The organism is Pseudomonas sp. JH-2, assembly GCF_036231725.1.
Taxonomy (GTDB): domain Bacteria; phylum Pseudomonadota; class Gammaproteobacteria; order Pseudomonadales; family Pseudomonadaceae; genus Pseudomonas; species Pseudomonas delhiensis.
The window spans coordinates 1-17,069 of record NZ_JAZAQP010000042.1 but is presented as its reverse complement, the minus strand read 5'-3'; the positions used below and the strand labels follow the sequence as shown (position 1 = coordinate 17,069).

Annotated in this window: 17 protein-coding genes; 11 read left to right on the top strand and 6 right to left on the bottom strand. The window is 70.0% G+C overall.

All coding sequences use genetic code 11. The features are described 5' to 3' along the window. Positions 1-69: 69 nt before the first annotated feature. A complete protein-coding gene (pyrF, locus tag VV867_RS23630) occupies positions 70-768 on the top strand; it encodes an orotidine-5'-phosphate decarboxylase (RefSeq protein WP_089391723.1) in 699 nt (232 codons plus the stop codon). A 272-nt stretch (positions 769-1,040) separates the two neighbouring features. Here the strand turns inward: pyrF and VV867_RS23625 are convergent, their stop codons facing one another. Continuing rightward, positions 1,041-1,484, bottom strand: coding sequence for a multidrug/biocide efflux PACE transporter (locus VV867_RS23625; protein WP_109933166.1), 444 nt, complete (start codon positions 1,482-1,484; stop codon positions 1,041-1,043). A gap of 115 nt (positions 1,485-1,599) precedes the next feature. On the opposite strand from VV867_RS23625, the gene VV867_RS23620 reads away from it, so the two are divergent. The 6 genes from VV867_RS23620 to VV867_RS23595 all read left to right on the top strand — a co-directional run bounded on the left by VV867_RS23620 (position 1,600) and on the right by VV867_RS23595 (position 8,437). Continuing rightward, positions 1,600-2,460, top strand: a complete 861-nt coding sequence (locus VV867_RS23620; protein WP_328567698.1) for a LysR family transcriptional regulator — start codon at positions 1,600-1,602, stop codon at positions 2,458-2,460. 95 nt (positions 2,461-2,555) lie between these two features. Then, on the top strand, positions 2,556-3,473 hold the full coding sequence (locus VV867_RS23615; protein WP_089391720.1) for an AAA family ATPase: 918 nt from the start codon (positions 2,556-2,558) through the stop codon (positions 3,471-3,473). 13 nt (positions 3,474-3,486) lie between these two features. Beyond that, entirely contained in the window at positions 3,487-4,440 is a 954-nt protein-coding gene (locus tag VV867_RS23610) for a DUF58 domain-containing protein (protein WP_109933165.1), read from the top strand. Continuing rightward, the gene (locus tag VV867_RS23605) at positions 4,437-6,428 is read left to right on the top strand and encodes a transglutaminase TgpA family protein (protein ID WP_328567697.1); all 1,992 of its coding nucleotides are present in this window, start codon (positions 4,437-4,439) and stop codon (positions 6,426-6,428) included. Before VV867_RS23610 ends, VV867_RS23605 begins: the two co-directional genes overlap by 4 nt. A 95-nt stretch (positions 6,429-6,523) precedes the next feature. Further along, entirely contained in the window at positions 6,524-7,285 is a 762-nt protein-coding gene (locus VV867_RS23600; RefSeq protein ID WP_109933163.1) for a CHAD domain-containing protein, read from the top strand. A gap of 351 nt (positions 7,286-7,636) precedes the next feature. Beyond that, the gene (locus VV867_RS23595) at positions 7,637-8,437 is read left to right on the top strand and encodes an acyl-CoA thioesterase (protein WP_328567696.1); all 801 of its coding nucleotides are present in this window, start codon (positions 7,637-7,639) and stop codon (positions 8,435-8,437) included. Positions 8,438-8,440: 3 nt separating this feature from the next. On the opposite strand, the gene VV867_RS23590 is transcribed toward VV867_RS23595, so the two are convergent. The 3 genes from VV867_RS23590 to VV867_RS23580 form a co-directional block, all read right to left on the bottom strand. Beyond that, positions 8,441-8,800 carry an Mpo1-like protein gene (locus VV867_RS23590; protein WP_328567695.1) on the bottom strand — a complete coding sequence of 120 codons (360 nt, stop codon included), beginning with the start codon at positions 8,798-8,800 and terminating at the stop codon, positions 8,441-8,443. Positions 8,801-8,954: 154 nt separating this feature from the next. After that, positions 8,955-10,433: a methyl-accepting chemotaxis protein gene (locus tag VV867_RS23585; RefSeq protein ID WP_109933160.1), complete on the bottom strand. Its 1,479-nt coding sequence runs from the start codon at positions 10,431-10,433 to the stop codon at positions 8,955-8,957. Positions 10,434-10,570: 137 nt separating this feature from the next. Next, complete coding sequence (locus VV867_RS23580) at positions 10,571-11,386, bottom strand: TatD family hydrolase (RefSeq protein WP_109933159.1); 816 nt, start codon at positions 11,384-11,386, stop codon at positions 10,571-10,573. Between the two features lie 226 nt (positions 11,387-11,612). On the opposite strand from VV867_RS23580, the gene VV867_RS23575 reads away from it, so the two are divergent. Both VV867_RS23575 and VV867_RS23570 read left to right on the top strand, forming a co-directional pair. Then, entirely contained in the window at positions 11,613-13,037 is a 1,425-nt protein-coding gene (locus tag VV867_RS23575) for a transglycosylase SLT domain-containing protein (protein WP_328567694.1), read from the top strand. Between the two features lie 124 nt (positions 13,038-13,161). Continuing rightward, a complete protein-coding gene (locus VV867_RS23570) occupies positions 13,162-13,596 on the top strand; it encodes a DoxX family protein (RefSeq protein ID WP_089391711.1) in 435 nt (144 codons plus the stop codon). A 66-nt stretch (positions 13,597-13,662) separates the two neighbouring features. Here VV867_RS23570 and VV867_RS23565 read toward each other — a convergent pair whose 3' ends face one another. Continuing rightward, positions 13,663-14,691 carry a YeiH family protein gene (locus tag VV867_RS23565; RefSeq protein WP_328567693.1) on the bottom strand — a complete coding sequence of 343 codons (1,029 nt, stop codon included), beginning with the start codon at positions 14,689-14,691 and terminating at the stop codon, positions 13,663-13,665. Positions 14,692-14,784: 93 nt separating this feature from the next. Between VV867_RS23565 and VV867_RS23560 the strand changes: the two genes are divergently transcribed. Further along, positions 14,785-15,681, top strand: coding sequence for a LysR family transcriptional regulator (locus VV867_RS23560; RefSeq protein ID WP_109933156.1), 897 nt, complete (start codon positions 14,785-14,787; stop codon positions 15,679-15,681). Here VV867_RS23560 and thpR read toward each other — a convergent pair. Continuing rightward, positions 15,668-16,201: an RNA 2',3'-cyclic phosphodiesterase gene (gene thpR / locus VV867_RS23555; protein WP_328567692.1), complete on the bottom strand. Its 534-nt coding sequence runs from the start codon at positions 16,199-16,201 to the stop codon at positions 15,668-15,670. The two genes, VV867_RS23560 and thpR, sit on opposite strands and share 14 nt — an antisense overlap. A 192-nt stretch (positions 16,202-16,393) precedes the next feature. On the opposite strand from thpR, the gene VV867_RS23550 reads away from it, so the two are divergent. Next, positions 16,394-16,714, top strand: a complete 321-nt coding sequence (locus VV867_RS23550) for a hypothetical protein (protein ID WP_109933154.1) — start codon at positions 16,394-16,396, stop codon at positions 16,712-16,714. The last annotated feature ends 355 nt before the right edge of the window (positions 16,715-17,069 follow it).

The following is a 17,069-nucleotide window of genomic DNA, read 5'->3' as shown; positions in this document are numbered from 1 at the left end:
AGGCTGCCGGCGGCGGCGCTTTCTGCGACAATGCGCGGCGTTTTTCAGATTCCCCCCGCGAGAGAGCCCATGTCCGTCTGCCAGACCCCGATCATCGTCGCCCTGGATTTCCCCACCCGCGAGGCCGCCCTGGCGCTGGCCGACCAGCTCGACCCGAAACTGTGCCGGGTGAAGGTGGGCAAGGAACTCTTCACCAGCTGCGCCGCGGGCATCGTCGAGACCTTGAACGGCCGCGGCTTCGAGGTGTTCCTCGACCTCAAGTTCCACGACATCCCCAACACCACCGCGATGGCCGTGCGCGCCGCCGCCGAGATGGGCGTGTGGATGGTCAACGTGCACTGCTCCGGCGGCCTGCGCATGATGGCGGCCTGCCGCGAGACCCTCGACGCCTTCAACGGCCCGAAGCCGCTGCTGATCGGCGTGACCGTGCTGACCAGCATGGAGCGCGAGGACCTGGCCGGCATCGGCCTGGACGTCGAGCCCCAGGAGCAGGTCCTGCGCCTGGCCGCCCTGGCCGAGAAGGCCGGCATGGACGGCCTGGTCTGCTCGGCCCAGGAAGCCCCGGCGCTGAAGGCCGCGCACCCGGCCCTGCAACTGGTCACCCCGGGCATCCGCCCGGCCGGCAGCGCCCAGGACGACCAGCGCCGCATCCTCACCCCGCGCCAGGCCCTGGACGCCGGCGCCGACTACCTGGTGATCGGCCGCCCGATCAGCCAGGCCGCCGACCCGGCCGCGGCCCTGGCCTCGATAGTCGCCTCCCTGGCCTGAACGGCAGGGGCATGAAAAAGGCGGAGCAGGGTGACCTGCTCCGCCTTTTTCATTCGTAGGGCGGATAACGCCCAAGGCGTTATCCGCCAATGTCCTCGGGCACCAGTGTTCCGGCCAACGGCGGATAACCGCGAACGGTTATTCGCCCTACGCAACGCTCCGGCAGGCTGCATGGAGTGCTCTTCGTAGGAGCGAGCTTGCTCGCGAAAGGTGTTCCGACCGGATGTGGTGCCGTGTGGTTCGCGAGCAAGCTCGCTCCTACAAGCCCCCGCCTAACGCGCCAGCACCTCCCGCGGCCGCTCCACCCAGCGCTCGCGCAGCGCGTCGTACACCCAGTTGAAGGCGATGGTGTAGGGCAGGAAGAACAGGATCAGGCCGATATCCAGGACGAACGCCTCCACCAGGCCGATGCCCAGCCACCAGGCCGCCAGCGGCACCAGCATGAAGATCAGGCCCAGCTCGAACAGCGAGGCGTGCAGCACGCGCACCGGCAGCGTGCGGGCGAACTGCAGGCGCCGCTGGGCGCGGTCGAACAGGGCGTTGTAAACCATGTTCCACAGCGTGGCGATCAACGAGAACATCAGCGTCAGGGCGCCCATGTGGCCCAGCGGCTGGTCCATCAGCCAGGCCAGGGTCGGGGCGCAGATGGCCAGGGCGATGAATTCGAAGAGCAGGGCGTGGAACAGCCTTTCCTTCAGCGTCTTTTGCATGCTCATGGGTGTTTCTCCAGGGTGAAAACGGGCCTCTCGGGGCCGAGTTGCAGCTATTCTCATCGGTTGAAGGGTCGTTTCGAAGTTGGCTAGCATCGGGAAAACCGATGGACGAGGCGCCATGCAATACTCACCCGAATCCCTCCAGGCCTTTGCCGAGGCCGCCTGCCTGGGCTCCTTCAGCGCCGCCGCGCGCAAGCTGGGCAAGAGCCAGTCCACCGTCAGCGAGGCCATCGCGCGGCTGGAGATCGACCTGGGCCTGGAGCTGTTCGACCGCAGCGCGCGCCAGCCGAAGCTGACCGAGGCCGGCAAGGCCCTGCTCGGGCGCGTGGAGGAGGTGCTGATGGCCAACGACCGCCTCGGCCAGCTGGCCGGGCAGCTCTCGGCGGGGATGGAGCCGCGGCTGACCCTGGCGATGTCCGACACCTACCAGTCCGAACCCTTCGAGAAGCGCCTGGCGGAAATCGACCGGCACTTCCCCGACCTCGAGTTCGAATGGCTGATCGCCGAGCACGGCGACGTCATCGACCTGGTCGGCCAGGGCCGCGCCTCCCTCGGCCTGCTCGCCGCGCAGCCGAACTACCCGCCGGACATCGGCTCGGCCACCCTGGGCGAATGCGCCGAGTTCGGCCTGTTCGTCAGCCGCGAGCACCCCCTGGCGCAACTGGAGAAGGTGGAACGCAGCGACCTGCTGGCCCACCGCAACCTGCGCCTGAACACCTTCATCGACGACGCCGAGCCACCCCTGGGCGGGCGCTGCTGGTCGGCACCGACCTACCTGTTGCTGCTGGACATGGCGGTGCTCGGCTTCGGCTGGGTGGAGCTGCCCACCTGGATGAACCAGCGCTTCGCCAACGGCCGCCTGCACCCGCTGCAGGTGCCCGGCTGGCCGCGCAGCGTGGCGGTCGACGTGGTCTGGTCGCGGCAGCGCAGCCTGGGCCCGGCGGCGCGCTGGCTGGTGAAACGCCTGCTGGCCAGTTGAGCCGGCCCCGTCACAGTTTGTGGCGAAGTGACCTGTTCGCTGTGGCGGTGGGCCAGTAGGATCGGATTCTTTCGATGGCACGGCACGAGGTGAGGATGCGCGGCAAGCTGGAGCAATGCCTGGAAGCGGTGGACCGGATCCTGCTGGGCAAGCAAGTCCAGGTGCGCCTGGCCATGACCTGCCTGCTGGCCCGCGGGCACCTGCTGATCGAAGACCTCCCGGGGATGGGCAAGACCACCCTCAGCCACGCCCTGGCGCGGGTGCTGGGGCTGAGCTTCCAGCGCATCCAGTTCACCTCCGACCTGCTGCCCGGCGACGTGCTCGGCACCTCGGTGTTCGACAAGGAGACCGGGCAGTTCGTCTTCCACCCCGGGCCGATCTTCGCCGAGCTGGTGCTGGCCGACGAGATCAACCGCGCCACGCCCAAGGCGCAGAGCGCATTGCTGGAGGCCATGGAGGAGGGCCAGGTGACCATCGAGGGCGCCACCCGGCCGCTGCCCGAGCCCTTCTTCGTCATCGCCACGCAGAACCCGGTGACCCAGGGCGGCACCTTCGCCCTGCCGGAATCCCAGCTCGACCGCTTCCTCATGCGCCTGTCCCTGGGCTACCCCGGGCGCGCCGCGGAGAAGGCCCTGCTGCTGGGCGAGGCGCGCCGCGACCTGCTACCGCGCCTGGAGCCGATCCTCACCCCCGCCGAGCTGGCGGCGCTGCAGGCCGAGGTGCCCAAGGTCCACGTCAGCGACGCCCTGGTCGACTACGTGCTGCGCCTGGCCGAGGCCACCCGCAGCCAGCCGGCCTTCGCCCTCGGCCTGTCGCCGCGCGGCAGCCTGGCGCTGCTGGCCGCGGCGCGGGCCTGGGCGCTGCTCGCCGGGCGCGACTACGCCATCCCCGAGGACGTCCAGGCGGTGCTGCCTTCGGTGGCCGGGCACCGCCTGCGCGACCAGGCCGACCCCTCCGGCCACGGCGGCGGCGCCCTGGTGCAGTGGCTGCAGCGCGAAGTCCCGGCGCTGTGAGCGGGGCCCGGCCATGCTGGTGAAGGTCCGCCCGCTGTGGCAGAGCTGGATCGCCCGGCGCATCCCGCCCTCGCCGTCGCTGCAGCTGAACCAGCGGCGCATCTTCATCATCCCCTCGGGGCAGGGCGTGGCCTTCGGCGTCGCCGTGGTCCTGCTGCTGCTCACCGCCATCAACTACCAGAACAGCCTGGCCTACGGCCTGACCTTCCTGCTGCTGTCGCTGTTCATCGTCGCCATCCTGCATACCTACCGTAACCTCGGCGGCCTGCGCCTGACCGCGCTGGGCGCGCTGCCGGTGTTCGTCGGCGAGCAGGTCTGCTTCCGCGTGCGCCTGGAAGGCGAGGGCCGTGAACGGCGGGCCATCGGCCTGGGCTGGTCGGAGCAGGAACTGCTGCACGCCGACGTGCGCGCCAGCGGCGCCGAGGAACTGCTGCTGACGCTGCCGGCGCAGCGCCGCGGCTGGCTGCGCCCGGGCCGCCTGCGGGTGGAGAGCCGCTTCCCCCTGGGCCTGCTGGTGGCCTGGAGCTGGCTCGACCTGGACCAGGCCGCCCTGGTCTACCCGCGCCCGCTGCCCGCCGACCTGCCCCTGGAGGGCGGCCGCGCCGACGAGCACGACGAGGGCCTGCGCGCCAGCGGCAGCGGCGCCGACGACTTCCAGGGCCTGCGCCCCTACCAGAGCGGCGACTCGCGCCGGCGCCTGCACTGGAAGGCCTACTCCCGCGGCCAGGGCCTGCTGGTGAAGGACTTCGCCGCGCTCAGCGGGCGCGACCTCTGGCTGGACTTCGCGCTGCTCGGCGGCGACGTCGAGACGCGGCTGTCCTGCCTCTGCCACTGGGTGCTGCAACTGTCCCTGCGTGGCCAGAGCTTCGGCCTGCGCCTGCCCGGCGTGCAGTTGCCGCTGGCGAGCGGCGACGCCCACCGCGCCGCCTGCCTGCGCGAACTGGCGCTGTTCGGGGCGCGGCCGTGAGCCAGCAGCCGATCCCGCGGATCGCCCTGACCTGGCTGCTGGTGGCCCAGGCCCTGGTGATACTGCCGCACCTGGAGCACCTGCCGTTCTGGGTGGTGGGCTTCTGGCTCGGCTGCGCGGCCTGGCGCGTGCAGGTCTACCGCATGCGCGCGCGCTACCCCAACGGCCTGGCCAAGCTGGCCCTGGTGATCGCCGCCGGCATCGGCGTGTGGCTGTCGCGCGGCTCGCTGATCGGCCTGGACGCCGGCGTGGTGCTGCTGATCGCCGCCTTCGTCATCAAGCTGGTGGAGCTGAAGACGCGCCGCGACGCCCTGGTGCTGATCCTGCTCGGCTTCTTCGCCGTGGCCACCAGCTACCTGTTCGACGCCAGCCTGCTGGCCGCGGCCTTCAGCCTGCTGCCGGTCACCGCCCTGCTGGCGGCGCTGATCGGCCTGCAGCAGAGCAGCTTCGCCGAGGGCCCCTGGCGCACCCTGCGCCTGGCCGGCGGCCTGCTGCTGCAGGCGCTGCCTTTGATGCTGCTGCTGTTCCTGCTGTTCCCGCGGCTGGGCCCGCTGTGGTCGCTGCCGTTGCCCGGCGGCCAGGCCACCACCGGCCTCAGCGACTCGATGATGCCCGGCGACTTCGTCGAGCTGAGCCAGTCCGCCGAGCTGGCCTTCCGTGTCAAGTTCGACGGCGCCGCGCCACCCCAGGAACAGCTCTACTGGCGCGCCCTGACCCTGGAGAACTTCGACGGCCAGCGCTGGACGCAGTCCTGGCAGGGCCGTGGCGGACCGGCGCCGGACTGGCGCAAGCGGGGGCCGGCGCTGGGCTACCAGGTGATCATGCAGCCCAGCGCGCGGCCCTGGCTGTTCACCCTCGACGTGGCCGAGGGCGGCCCGGACGATGCGCGCCTGATGAGCGACTTCCGCCTGGAGCGGCGGCGCCCGGTGCAGGACGTGCTGATGTACCGCGCCACCTCCTGGCCCCAGGCCCTGCGCGAGCCGGACAGCAGCGCCACGACGCTGCGCCGCGACCTGCAGCTGCCGGCCCGCGGCAACCCGCGCGCGCGGGCCTGGGCGGCGCAGCTGCGCGAGCATCACCCGCAACCCGAGGCGCTGGTGCAGGCGGTGTTGCGCCACTTCCACGACCAGCCCTACGCCTACACCCTGCGCCCGCCGGCCACCGGCGACGAGCGCATCGACGGCTTCCTGTTCGACACCCGGCGCGGCTTCTGCGAGCACTACGCCGGGGCCATGACCTTCGTCCTGCGCGCGGCCGGCATCCCGGCGCGGGTGGTCACCGGCTACCAGGGCGGCGAGCTGAACCCGGCCGGCGACTACCTGCTGGTGCACCAGTTCGACGCCCACGCCTGGGTCGAGTACTGGTCGCCGGGCGCGGGCTGGCGCAGCGTCGACCCGACCTTCCAGGTGGCCCCCTCGCGCATCGAGCGCGGCCTGCAGGCGGCGCTGGCGGAGGAGGGCAGCTTCCTCGCCGATTCGCCCTTCGCGCGCCTGCGCTACGGTGGCCTGGGCATGCTCAGCCAACTGCGCCTGAGCTGGGACAACCTCAACTACGACTGGCAGCGCTGGGTGCTGGGCTACCAGGGCGAGCAGCAGGCGGGGCTGTTCCAGGCCTGGTTCGGCGACCGCGACAGCCTGTGGGTCGGCGTGCTGCTGGTGGGCGGTGGCGCCCTGTCGCTGGGCCTGCTGGCGCTGCTGCTGTTCAAGCCCTGGCGGCGGACGCGGGATGCGCAGCTGCGCAGCTTCGAACGCTTCGAGCAACTGCTGGCCGGCCAGGGCCTGCGGCGCCACGCCGGCGAAGGGCCGCGAGCCTTCGCCGAGCGGGCGATGGCCGCGCTGCCGGCCCAGGCCGCGGGCATCCAGGCCTACCTGGCGGCGTTCGAGCGCCAACGCTACGCCGGCGCCGGCTCCGCCCCGCAGGAGTTGCGCGCGAACCTGGCGCGGCTGCGCCGGCAACTGCCCTGGCGGCTGCCCCGGCGTGGCCGCTGAAACGCCTTGCGACCATCGGCCACGGGTGGCAGCTTGCCGCCGTTGCGCTGCCAGCTAACCTCATAAGTTCCAGGCCCAGACGGACGGAGTTCGCCGTGTCATCCTTCAGCGACTATCTGGTTTCCCACGTGATCGAGCAGGAAGTGGCCCTGTTCGCCGCCTCCGAACGCCTGCGCGCGCGCTCCGACAGCGAGGCCCTGCACGACCTGCGCATCGCCGTGCGGCGCCTGCGCAGCCTGCTGCACCCGGCCCAGGGCATGCCCGGCATCGACGAGATCGAGGCGGCGCTGGGCGAGCTGGGCCGCCTGAGCGGGCCGCTGCGCGACCTCGAAGTGCTGCTGCCGGTGCTGGAGGCCGAAGGCCTGGAGAAGGCTGCCGCGCTGCGCCGGCCGGCACTGACCTCGGGCTACGTGGCGCTGCTGGCCAGCCCGCAGTGGGACCGGCTGATGCGCCTGCTCGACGGCTGGCCGATGCTCTGGCGCACCGCCGAACGCCACGGCGTGCTCGAAGGCCTGCATGCCCAGGTGCGCAAGCGCCTGGCCAAGCAGTGGCACAAGCTGCGCATCGCCCTGAAGGACCCGGCCCACGACCGCCATCGCCTGCGCCTGCTGATCAAGCGCATGCGCTATTCCCTGGAGGCCTACCCGAAGGATTCGCCCTTGCCGCAGAAGCTGCTGGTGCCGTTGAAGGAAGCCCAGTCCACCCTGGGCACCTGGCACGACTACGAGCAGTGGCTGATCCGCAGCGAGCGCGAGCTCGACCTGATGCCCCTGCAGCCGCACTGGAACGCCCTGCACGACCTGGCCGAACGGGATGCCGACGAGAGCCTGGAGCGGTTGCTCAAGGCATTGGGTTGAGCGCCGATTTCAACGGCGGGCAATCGCGCCGGACGCCCCGGTGGCACGGCCGACGGCGTATAACCGCGAACGGTTATGCGCCCTACGCCAGGCCTGACCTTGGCGTAGGGCGGATAACGCCTACGGCGTTATCCGCCGTTTGACCATGGCATCCGGCCGCGCCGGGTTCAGCCTTGGCGCGGCTCGTGGCGTGGGTGCATCGGTGGATAACCGCGAACGGTTATGCCTCACTCCCATCTATGAACAAACATTCGCCCCCTGAGTGGACCCGCGTTCATCCCTAAGGATGGTTGCCACCCCCGCCGCCTTTCCCCCTAAGATGCCGCCTGAACCAGTCAGCAGGAGGCGACGATGACCTTTCCCGAACTCATCCAGGCGGTGCGCAATGCGCCCGGAAACGTGGTGATCCCGGCGCAGTGGGGCCAGGGGCGCGCCAGTTTCGGCGGCCTGGTGGCGGCCATGGCCTACGAGGCGATGGCGGCCGTCGCCGAAGCCGGGCGGCCATTGCGCTCGCTGGCGGTGACCTTCGTCGGCCCGGTGGAGCCGGAGGTGCCGGTGAGTTTCGAGGCCGAGGTGCTGCGCGAGGGCAAGGCGGTCAGCCAGGTGTTCTGCCGGGCGCTGCAGAACGGCCAGGTGCTGACCCTGGCCCAGGCCAGCTTCGGCCTGCCGCGCGAGTCGGTGGTACAGGTCGAGGGCCTGCCTGCGCCGGCTTTCAAGGCGGTGGAGGAGTGCCAGGAACTGCCTTTCATCCGCAAGCTGATGCCCGAGTTCACCCGGCATATCGCCATGCGCTGGGCCGTGGGCGGCATGCCCTTTTCGTCGAGCGCTTCACGGGATATGGGCGGCTGGATGCGTTTCCGCGGTGACGGGGTGGGCGAGGAGCCCATGGAGGTCAGCCACCTGCTGGCGCTGATCGACGCCTGGCCGCCGGCCACCCTGCCGATGCTCAAGGCGCCGGCGCCGTCCAGCTCGCTGACCTGGACCATCGAGTTCGTCCAGCCGCAGCCGGCCCTGCCGGCCAATGGCTGGTGCCAGTACCTGGCGACCATCGAGCACGCCCGTGACGGCTACGGGCACATCGCCGCCCAGTGCTGGACGGCGGACGGCCAGCTGCTGGCGATCTCGCGGCAGACCGCGACCATCTTCGGCTAGGGCTCAGCGCCGGCGGTTGCGCCAGGCGCGCCACCAGGCGCCGCTGAGGACGAAGCGCGGGAAGGTGATGAACTGCTCGGCGAGTAGGCGGCCCACGGCGTCCTTGCGGTCGCTGAAGGGCTCGGGGGCCTGTTCCTCCAGCTTGTGCCCGCGGCCCTGGATGGCCAGCGCCGCGGCCATGCCGATGATGCCCAGCAGGATGCTGCCCAGGCTCAGCTTGAACAACCCGCCCAGCAGCACCAGGGCGGCAACGATGAACAGCGGTACCGCGACCAGGTGCAGGGCCAGGTTGGTCGGGTTGCGGTGGTTGGCGGCGTAGCCCTGCCATTGCCAGGCGAACAGGTTGGGATGACGCTTGCCCATATGCGGACTCCTTTTCCGGTCTTGCCCGTTTTCACGGGCCTTTGCACGCAGTCTAGGTCCGCAGCGGGTGGGCGGCGAATGACTATCGCCTATGGTTTCGATAGCCTGAAACGACGCGGCCCGGGCAATGCCGGGCCGCGTGGGGATGGGTGCTTCACAGGCGCAGTTGGCGGATTGCCCGGCTCAGCTCGCCAGCCAGATCGGCCAGCTCGTGGCTGGTGCCGGCCGAATCCACCGTCTGCTGCACGGTCAGCTCGGTGACGTCGCGGATGCCTACCACCGAGCGCGTCATTTCCTCGGCCACCTGGCTCTGCTGCTCGGCGGCCACGGCGATCTGCGTGTTGCTCTCGCGCATCAGCGCCACCGCCCCGGCGATGGCCGCCAGCGCCTCGCCGGCCTCCTGGGCCTGCTCGACGCAGCCGTCGGCCTTGATCGAGCTTTCCTGCATGAACTCCACGGCGTCGCGGGTGCCGGACTGCAGCGCGTTGATCATCTGGGTGATCTCGTCGGTGGAGTCCTGCACGCGCTTGGCCAGGTTGCGCACCTCGTCGGCCACCACGGCGAAGCCACGGCCCATCTCGCCGGCACGGGCGGCCTCGATGGCGGCGTTGAGGGCGAGCAGGTTGGTCTGCTCGGCGATGCCGTGGATGACGCTGACCACGCTGCTGATCTTCTGGCTGTCCTCGGCCAGTTGCTGGATCATCTGCGCGGTTTGCTGCACGCCCTGGGACAGCCCGGCGATGGACTGGCCGACGCGGCCGACCACCTGCTGGCCGGCGCCGGCCAGGCGGTCGGCTTCCTGCGACTGGTCGCGGGTGTCGGCGGCGTGCTGGGCGATGTGGTGCACGGTGGTGGACATTTCGTTGATCGCGGTGGCGGCCTGGTCGGTCTCGCTCTGCTGGCCGAGCATGCCCTGGCGCACCTGGCCCATGCTCTGGGCGAGGCTGCGCGCGCCTTCGTCGAGGCGCCCGGCGGCTTGCGCCACGGTACCGACCACGCGCTGGTAGCCGGCCTGCATGGCGTTGAAGGCGGTGGCCATCTGGCCCACCTCGTCGTGGCTGTCCAACTGCACGCGGGCCGAGAGGTCGCCGCTGCGCTCGACGTGGAGCATCACGTCGCGCAGCTTCAGCAGGTGGGTGAGGATGAAGCGGATCAGCAACTGCGAGGCGGCCAGCAGGGCCAGCATCAGCGCCAGTACCGCGCCGGCGTAGGCCAGGGCGCGCTCGCTGAACACCTTCCAGAGGTCGGCCCCGGGGGCCAGCACCGCGATGCGCTGGCCGTCGCCTGCGTCCTGCACCCAGGCGCCGGCCAGCAGGCCGAGGCGGCCGGAAACGCCGTTCAGCTCGACCCAGCCGTTGCCGCGGGCCAGGGCCTGGGTATCGACGCCGGGCAACTGCGGGGCGCTGCCGCTGGCGAAGCTCAGCAGGTTGTCGGCCGCGGGTAGCGCCGTGCCGGCCGGCCAGCCCTGCAGCAGCCGGGCCTGGGCCTCGGCGCCCTGTCGGGCGGCCTGGTTGTGCGCGTCCACTTCCTGGTGCATGGCGAACAGCACGAGCAGCAAGGTGGTGAAGAAGGCGACCGCGTTCACGGCCCAGAACTTGTACTTCAGTGAGATATCGCGGATCCAGGCGCCCATGGGATGCTTCTTGTAGTGGGAGTGATGGCTTTTGGCCTTCATTCTCGTTGAAGAGAAGAAGTCTGCCTTGATGGGGGTCAAGACAGCTTCGCCTCCCAGGTTAGCGTCGCTTCCCGGACATTCTTGAGGGGTATTCGTCAGCCTTGTTCGACAATTTCCGGCAGGCCGAAGAAACGCCGGGCGCAGGCCGTGGTATGGGCGGCCAGGTCGTCTTCCGTCTCGCCGCGATGCAGGGCGGTGACGCGCAGCACCTCGGGAAGGAAGGCCGGCTCGTTCTGCCCGTGCCTGGGCTTCGGCCGCAGGCTGCGCGGCAGCAGGTAGGGCGCGTCGCTCTCCAGCATCAGGCGGCCGCGGGGGATTTCCCGCACCAGCTCCTGCAGGTGGGTGCCGCGGCGCTCGTCGCAGATCCAGCCGGTGATGCCGATGTGCAGGTCGAGATCGAGATAGTTGTAGAGCGTGCGCCGCTCGCCGGTGAAACAATGCACCACGGCGGCCGGCAACGGGTCGCGGAATCCCTTGAGGATGGCCAGCAGGCGCTCGCCGGCGTCGCGCTCGTGGATGAACACCGGGCGCTGCAACTCTACGGCCAGGGCCAACTGTTCCTCGAAGGCCTTTTCCTGTTGCGGCCGCGGCGAGAAATCCCGATTGAAGTCAAGGCCGCATTCGCCCACCGCGCGTACCCTGTCCTCCGCCAGCAGGCCGCGCAGGACGGCGGCGCTGGCGCTGTTCCAGTGGCTGGCGTCGTGGGGGTGGACGCCGGCGGTGCAGAACAGCCGCTGGCCGCTTTCGTCGCGTTCGCGGCACAGGCGCAGGGCGGCTTCGCTTTCGTCGAGGCTGGTGCCGGTCAGCACCATCTGCGTCACGCCGGCGTCGATGGCTTGCTCGATGACCGCCGGCAACCGGTTGGCGAAAGTCGGGTGAGTGAGGTTGACGCCAATGTCGATCAGTTGCATGGTTCTTCCCTGGATTCGGGCGGGCAGCATAGCAGAATCCCCTGTTTTCTTAAGAAAGTCTTAAAAAACAGCCTGTTGAATGCACTTGTGAAAGTGCTTCGGGAATTTTGGATTGGCATCGATCTCCACCTGTGAGACGCTCGCGCCCCTTTTTCGAGGCCGGGAACTTGTGGAGGACGCCGGTTTCTCAGGACCGCTGGCGAATGACCACTCCTTGGAGACCTGGATGACGCGACTGTTGCTGCTCACTCTCTGCCTGCTGGCATGGCTGCCGCAGCCGGCCGCCGCGCGCCTGACCAGCCAGCCGGACAACTGGCAGCACGAGAGCGCCGGTACCCGCGACCTGGCCACCATCCGCAGCAGCGGCGTGCTGCGCGTGCTGGTCAACCAGAGCCGCAACAGCTCCGGCGAGATCAAGGGCGAGCCCATCGGCGTCGAGTACAATCGCCTGCGCGCCTTCGAGCAATACCTCAACGACAACGCCCCCGGGCGCAAGCCGCTTACCCTGAAGTTCATTCCCAAGGCCAAGGACCAGTTGCTGGCTGCGCTGCTGCGTGGCGAGGGCGACCTGGTCGCGCCCGGCGAGGTGCTGGTCGCCCGTGACGGCCAGGACGTCGCCGCCAGCCTGCCGTGGCGCCAGGAAGTGCCGCTGGTGCTGGTCTCGCGCCAGGGCAACAGGCGCTACGCGCGCCTGGAGCAACTGGCCGGCAAGCGCATCGCCCTGGCTCCCGGCAGCGCCGCCGGCGAGGCCATCGGGCAGGTCAACGAACGCCTCGCGCAACGCCGCCTGGCGCCCATCGGCATCGACTGGGTGGACCCGTCCCTGGCGGTGGAAGACGTGCTGGAGATGGTCCAGGCCGGCATCTACCCCTGCACCGTGGTGGAGCAGCCGATCGCCGAGCGCTGGGCCAAGGTGTTCAAGAAGCTCCGCATCGACCGCCACCTGGTGCTGGACAACCGCCAGAACATGACCTGGTACGTGCGCCGCGACGCCTCCATGCTGCACGCCAGCGTCGACCGCTTCCTCAAGGACTACCGCGCCCCGGCGGAGCAGGACGGCAATTTCCAGCGCCTCTACCGCCATGCCTACCAGGTGCGCAACCCGCTGGGGAAGGGCGACCGCAAGAAGCTGGAGGCGGTGCGCCCGACCCTGCAGCGCTTCGCCGAGCAGTACCGCCTCGACTGGCTGGCCCTGGCCGCGGTGGCCTACAAGGAATCCAACCTCACCCCGGGCGCCCGCGGCGCGTCCGGCGCCACCGGGCTGATGCAGGTCACCCCGGCGGCCGCGCGCAGCGTTGGGCTCAAGTCGGTGGAGGGCAAGGAGAACAACGTGCAGGCCGCCAGCAAGTACCTGGCCATGCTGCGCCGCGACTATTTCAACAGCCCGCGCATGGACGAGCACGAGCGCCTGGGCTTCATCCTCGCCGCCTACAACGTCGGCGCCGAGCGCGTCCAGGGCCTGCGCGCCCAGGCGCGCCGCCAGGGCCTGAACCCGGACCGCTGGTTCTTCCAGGTGGAGCGCGTGGCGGCCGAGGAAGTGGGCATGGGCGTGGTGAACTACGTCAGCAGCGTCAACAAGTACTATCTTGCCTATCAGCGGGAGCGCGATGGGTTGGAGTCCCGGCAGCGGGTAGCTTCCGTCCAGAAGTGATTTGATCGATTGGCTCGATATGTTTAAGCGCATTTTTGTGCTTTTTATATCGAATTGATGATTTATATTGCGCCTCAAGCAACGACGGTTGCCCCTACCCACTCCCTCTGCACAAGGATGCCCCATGAACGCTCTCGTCAAATCCGTCCTGTCCACCAACGCCGGCGCCGGCCTGGCCGTGCTGCGCATCACCACCGGCCTGACCTTCATGGCCCACGGTTCGCAGAAGCTCTTCGGCCTGTTCGGCGGTCCGGGCCTGTCGGGCATGGCCCAGTGGCTGGAATCCCTCGGCGTGACCCCCGGCTACCTGATGGCCACCCTGGCGGGCAGCGCGGAGTTCTTCGGCGGCCTGTTCCTGGTGCTCGGCCTGCTGGTGCGCCTGGCCAGCATCCCGCTGATCGTCGCCATGCTGGTGGCCGTGTTCAGCGTGCACATCGCCAATGGCTTCTTCATCACCAACAATGGCTTCGAGTACGCCTTCACCCTGATCATGATCAGCGTGGCGCTGCTCATCAGCGGCGCCGGCCCCTTCTCCCTGGACCGCAAGCTCTCCAGCTGAGCGATCCGGCAGCCATGAAAAAGGCGGATGCCCACCGGCATCCGCCTTTTTCCTTTGCTTTGCGCTTCAGCCCAGCAGGTGCTGCACGCCGCTGTTGATCAGGCCGCCGCCGACCAGCAGGAAGACGAACAGCCCGGCGCCCAGCAGCAGCGGTTTGGGGCCTTCGCGGCGCAGGTCGCCGAGGCGGGTGGCCAGGCCGAGGGCGGCCATGGCCATGCCCAGCATGACGTCGTCCAGCTGCTGCAGCGGCGCCAGCCAGGCGTGCGGCACCAGGCCCAGCGAACGCAGGCCGGTGACCAGCAGGAAGGCCACGGCGAAGCCGGGGACGTGCAGGCGGCGCCTGCCTTCGCCGGCCTCGTCGCTGGCGGCGAAGCGCCCCAGGCAGAGCAGGGCCGGGGCCAGCAGCAGCACGCGGAGCATCTTGCTGATCAGCGCGGCGTCGGCGGCGGCCGGGTCCATGGCGCGGCCGGCGGCGACCACCTGGGCCACCTCGTGGATGGTCGAGCCGCTGAAGATGCCGAAGGCCTTGGCGCTGCCGAACAGGTGCGGCAGGTGGGCGAACAGCAGCGGGTGCAGGAGCATGGCCAGGGTGCCGAACAGCACCACGGTGGCCACCGCCACGGCGGTGTGCTCGGCGCGGGCGCGCAGCACCGGGCTGCTCGCCATGACCGCGGCGGCGCCGCAGATGGCGCTGCCGGCGCCGATCAGCAGGGCACTCTCGCGCGGCAGCCTGAGCCAGCGCACGCCGACCCAGGCGGCCACCAGCAGGGTGCTGGCGACCATCAGCACGTCGATCACCAGGGCCGCCGGGCCGAGCGCGGCGATGTCCTGGAAGGTCAGGCGCAGGCCGTAGAGCACCACGCCCAGGCGCAGCAGTTGCTGGCGCGACAGCTCGACGCCGGGACGCAGGCCGCCGAAGCGCGCCAGGCCGAGGTTGCCCAGCAGCAGGCCGAGGAGGATGGCCAGGGTCAGGCTGCCGAGGCCAAGGTGCTGGATCGCGGGGATGCGCACCAGCAGGTTGGTGGCGCCGGCGATCAGCAGGCAGAGCAGGGCGCCGGGGACCAGGTAGGGCGTGCGGCGCAGCAGGGTAGGCATGGCGGGCTCCTTGTGTAAGGTGCTGCCATGGTGCGCGGCGGGCGCTTAGTGTAAAAACGGATTGTTCTTATTGGATCAAACGGTTTTATCGATATGGGCCCGCGAATCACCCTGCGCCAGCTCGCCACCTTCACCGCCATCGCCGAACACGGCAACGTCACCCAGGCGGCCGCCGCCATCGCCCTCTCGCAGTCGGCGGCCAGCCAGGCCCTGCAGGAGCTGGAGCGCACCCTGCAGACGCGCCTGTTCGACCGCAGCGGCAAGCGCCTGGCGCTCAACGACAACGGCCGCGCCCTGTACCCCCGGGCCTGCGCGCTGCTGGCCCAGGGCGCCGAACTGGAGACGCTGTTCCAGCATGCGCCGGTGCAACTGGCCCTGGGCGCCAGCCGCAGCATCGGCGGCTACCTGCTGCCGCAGGTGATGGCGGGATTCCTCGCCGAGCTGCCGGACAGCCGCCTGCAGCTGCAGGTGGCCAACAGCCGCGAGATTCTCGCCGCGCTCTGCGAGTTCCGCCTGGACGTGGCCTACATCGAGGCGCCCATCCAGCATCCCCAGGTGCAGTTGCTGCCCTGGGTCGAGGACGAGCTGTTGCTGGTCGCCGCGCCCGACCACCCCCTGGCGCACCTGGCGCAGGTGAGCCCCGGGCAACTGGCGGCGACACGCTGGATCCTCCGCGAGGCCGGCTCCGGCACCCGGGTGACCTTCGAGCAGCAGGTGCTGCCGCGCCTGGGCAGCCTGGCGGCGCCGCTGGAGGTGAGCAATGCCGAGGCGATCAAGCACCTGGTGGCCAGCGGCGCGGGCATCAGCTGCCTGTCGCGGCGGGTGGTCGCGGACGAGCTGGCGCGTGGCGAGCTGGTGGCCCTGGACAACCCCCTGGGGCCGCTGCGGCGCACCTTCTTCCGCGCCCTGCACGTGGACAAGTACCCCACCGCGGGCCTGCGCCGCTTCCTCGATTTCGCCGAAGGCTGGGCCGCGCTCAATCGTTCCTGAGCGGCTCGCCGTCCAGCGGCCAGCGCCCGATGGCCCGGTAGTGCACGCCGTGGGGGCTGTTCTCCGAGCTGTACAGCACCAGCTCGCGGGCCGGCCAGGCGAACCGCGCCGTGGCCTCGGGCGTCCGGCGGCAGTGGCGGGCGAGGGTCAGGTGCGGGCGGAAGGGCCGGCGTTCGGTCTCGAAGCCGCCGACCTGCAGGGCGTCCTGCAGGGCCTGGACCAGGCTGGGCAGCGCAGGCGGAATGTTCGTCGGCGCCAGGTGCAGGATGCCGTTGCGCCAGCGTTCCAGGCGGTCCAGGAGCAGTTCGAAGGGCGTACGCGGCAGGCTCGCGCCCAGGGCCAGCAGCTCGGCCTTGCGGGCTCGCGGCACCGCGCCGAGGAAGGCCAGGGTGAGATGCAGGTTGGCCGCCGTCACCGGCTGGCCGTCGATGGCCAGGCCGTCGCGCCAGGCGGCCAGGGGCGTACGGATTTCTTCCGGGCAGGGCAGGGCGAAGAACAGGCGCAGGGGTGGGGTGCTCATCGGGGCTCTCTCGTTGGCCGGAAGTCGCCTTGACAGTATCGCCGGGGCTTCTCTAGGATGCCGCACAGCGCCGATTTAAGTAGCAACTTGCGGGGCGCTGATGCCCCTGGGGCATCGAAATACCGCTAAAGCGCTGGTTCGGTGTGCCTCTCGCCGCGTCCAGCAGGACCCCAGAGGCGGAGACATGACACCATGACCTGTCCCAATCCCCAGGTGCGCCTGGCCCCCATCACCACCGGCCTGCTGCGGCGCAACCCGCGCATCCTCCTGTGCGGCCACCACCAGCCCACCCTGGTCCGCTACCTGGAAGGCTGGCCGAAGCGCTGGCAGGGCTCGCGCACCTTCCTCATCCAGTTCGCCGGCGACCTCGCTGAAATCGCCCGTTTCCCCCGCGATCATTTCGACTTCGCCGTGGTCCAGTCGCCGCGCGCCGAGGAACTGCAGCCGCTGGTCCACGAGCTGACCCGCGTCGCCCGCCAGGGGCTGATCACCCGCCGGCCGCCGGCGTTCTAAGGCCGCGATAGCCGGAACCACCGGCGCGGTTCGCGGATGAGATCTGCTCCTACGCTGCCCCGCCCACGCCATTCCCATGTAGGAGCGCGCCCTGCGCGCGATTCGCGGGCAGGGCCCGCTCCTACAGTCTGCCGGGAGGTACGGCATTTCCCTGTAATTGGATGGACTCACCCTCACCGAGGCGTCGAAGCGCCACGGTGGCATTCTAAGAAGCCACCGACAGTGAGGGTGAGGCCATGAAAAAGCATACGACGACGAAGAAGCCCATGTCTGCAGTGGATGTGTCGGCTTGCACGACAGTCGCCGTGGATTTGGCGAAGAAGGTATTCCAGGTGGCCGGGGAAGATGCCCAGGG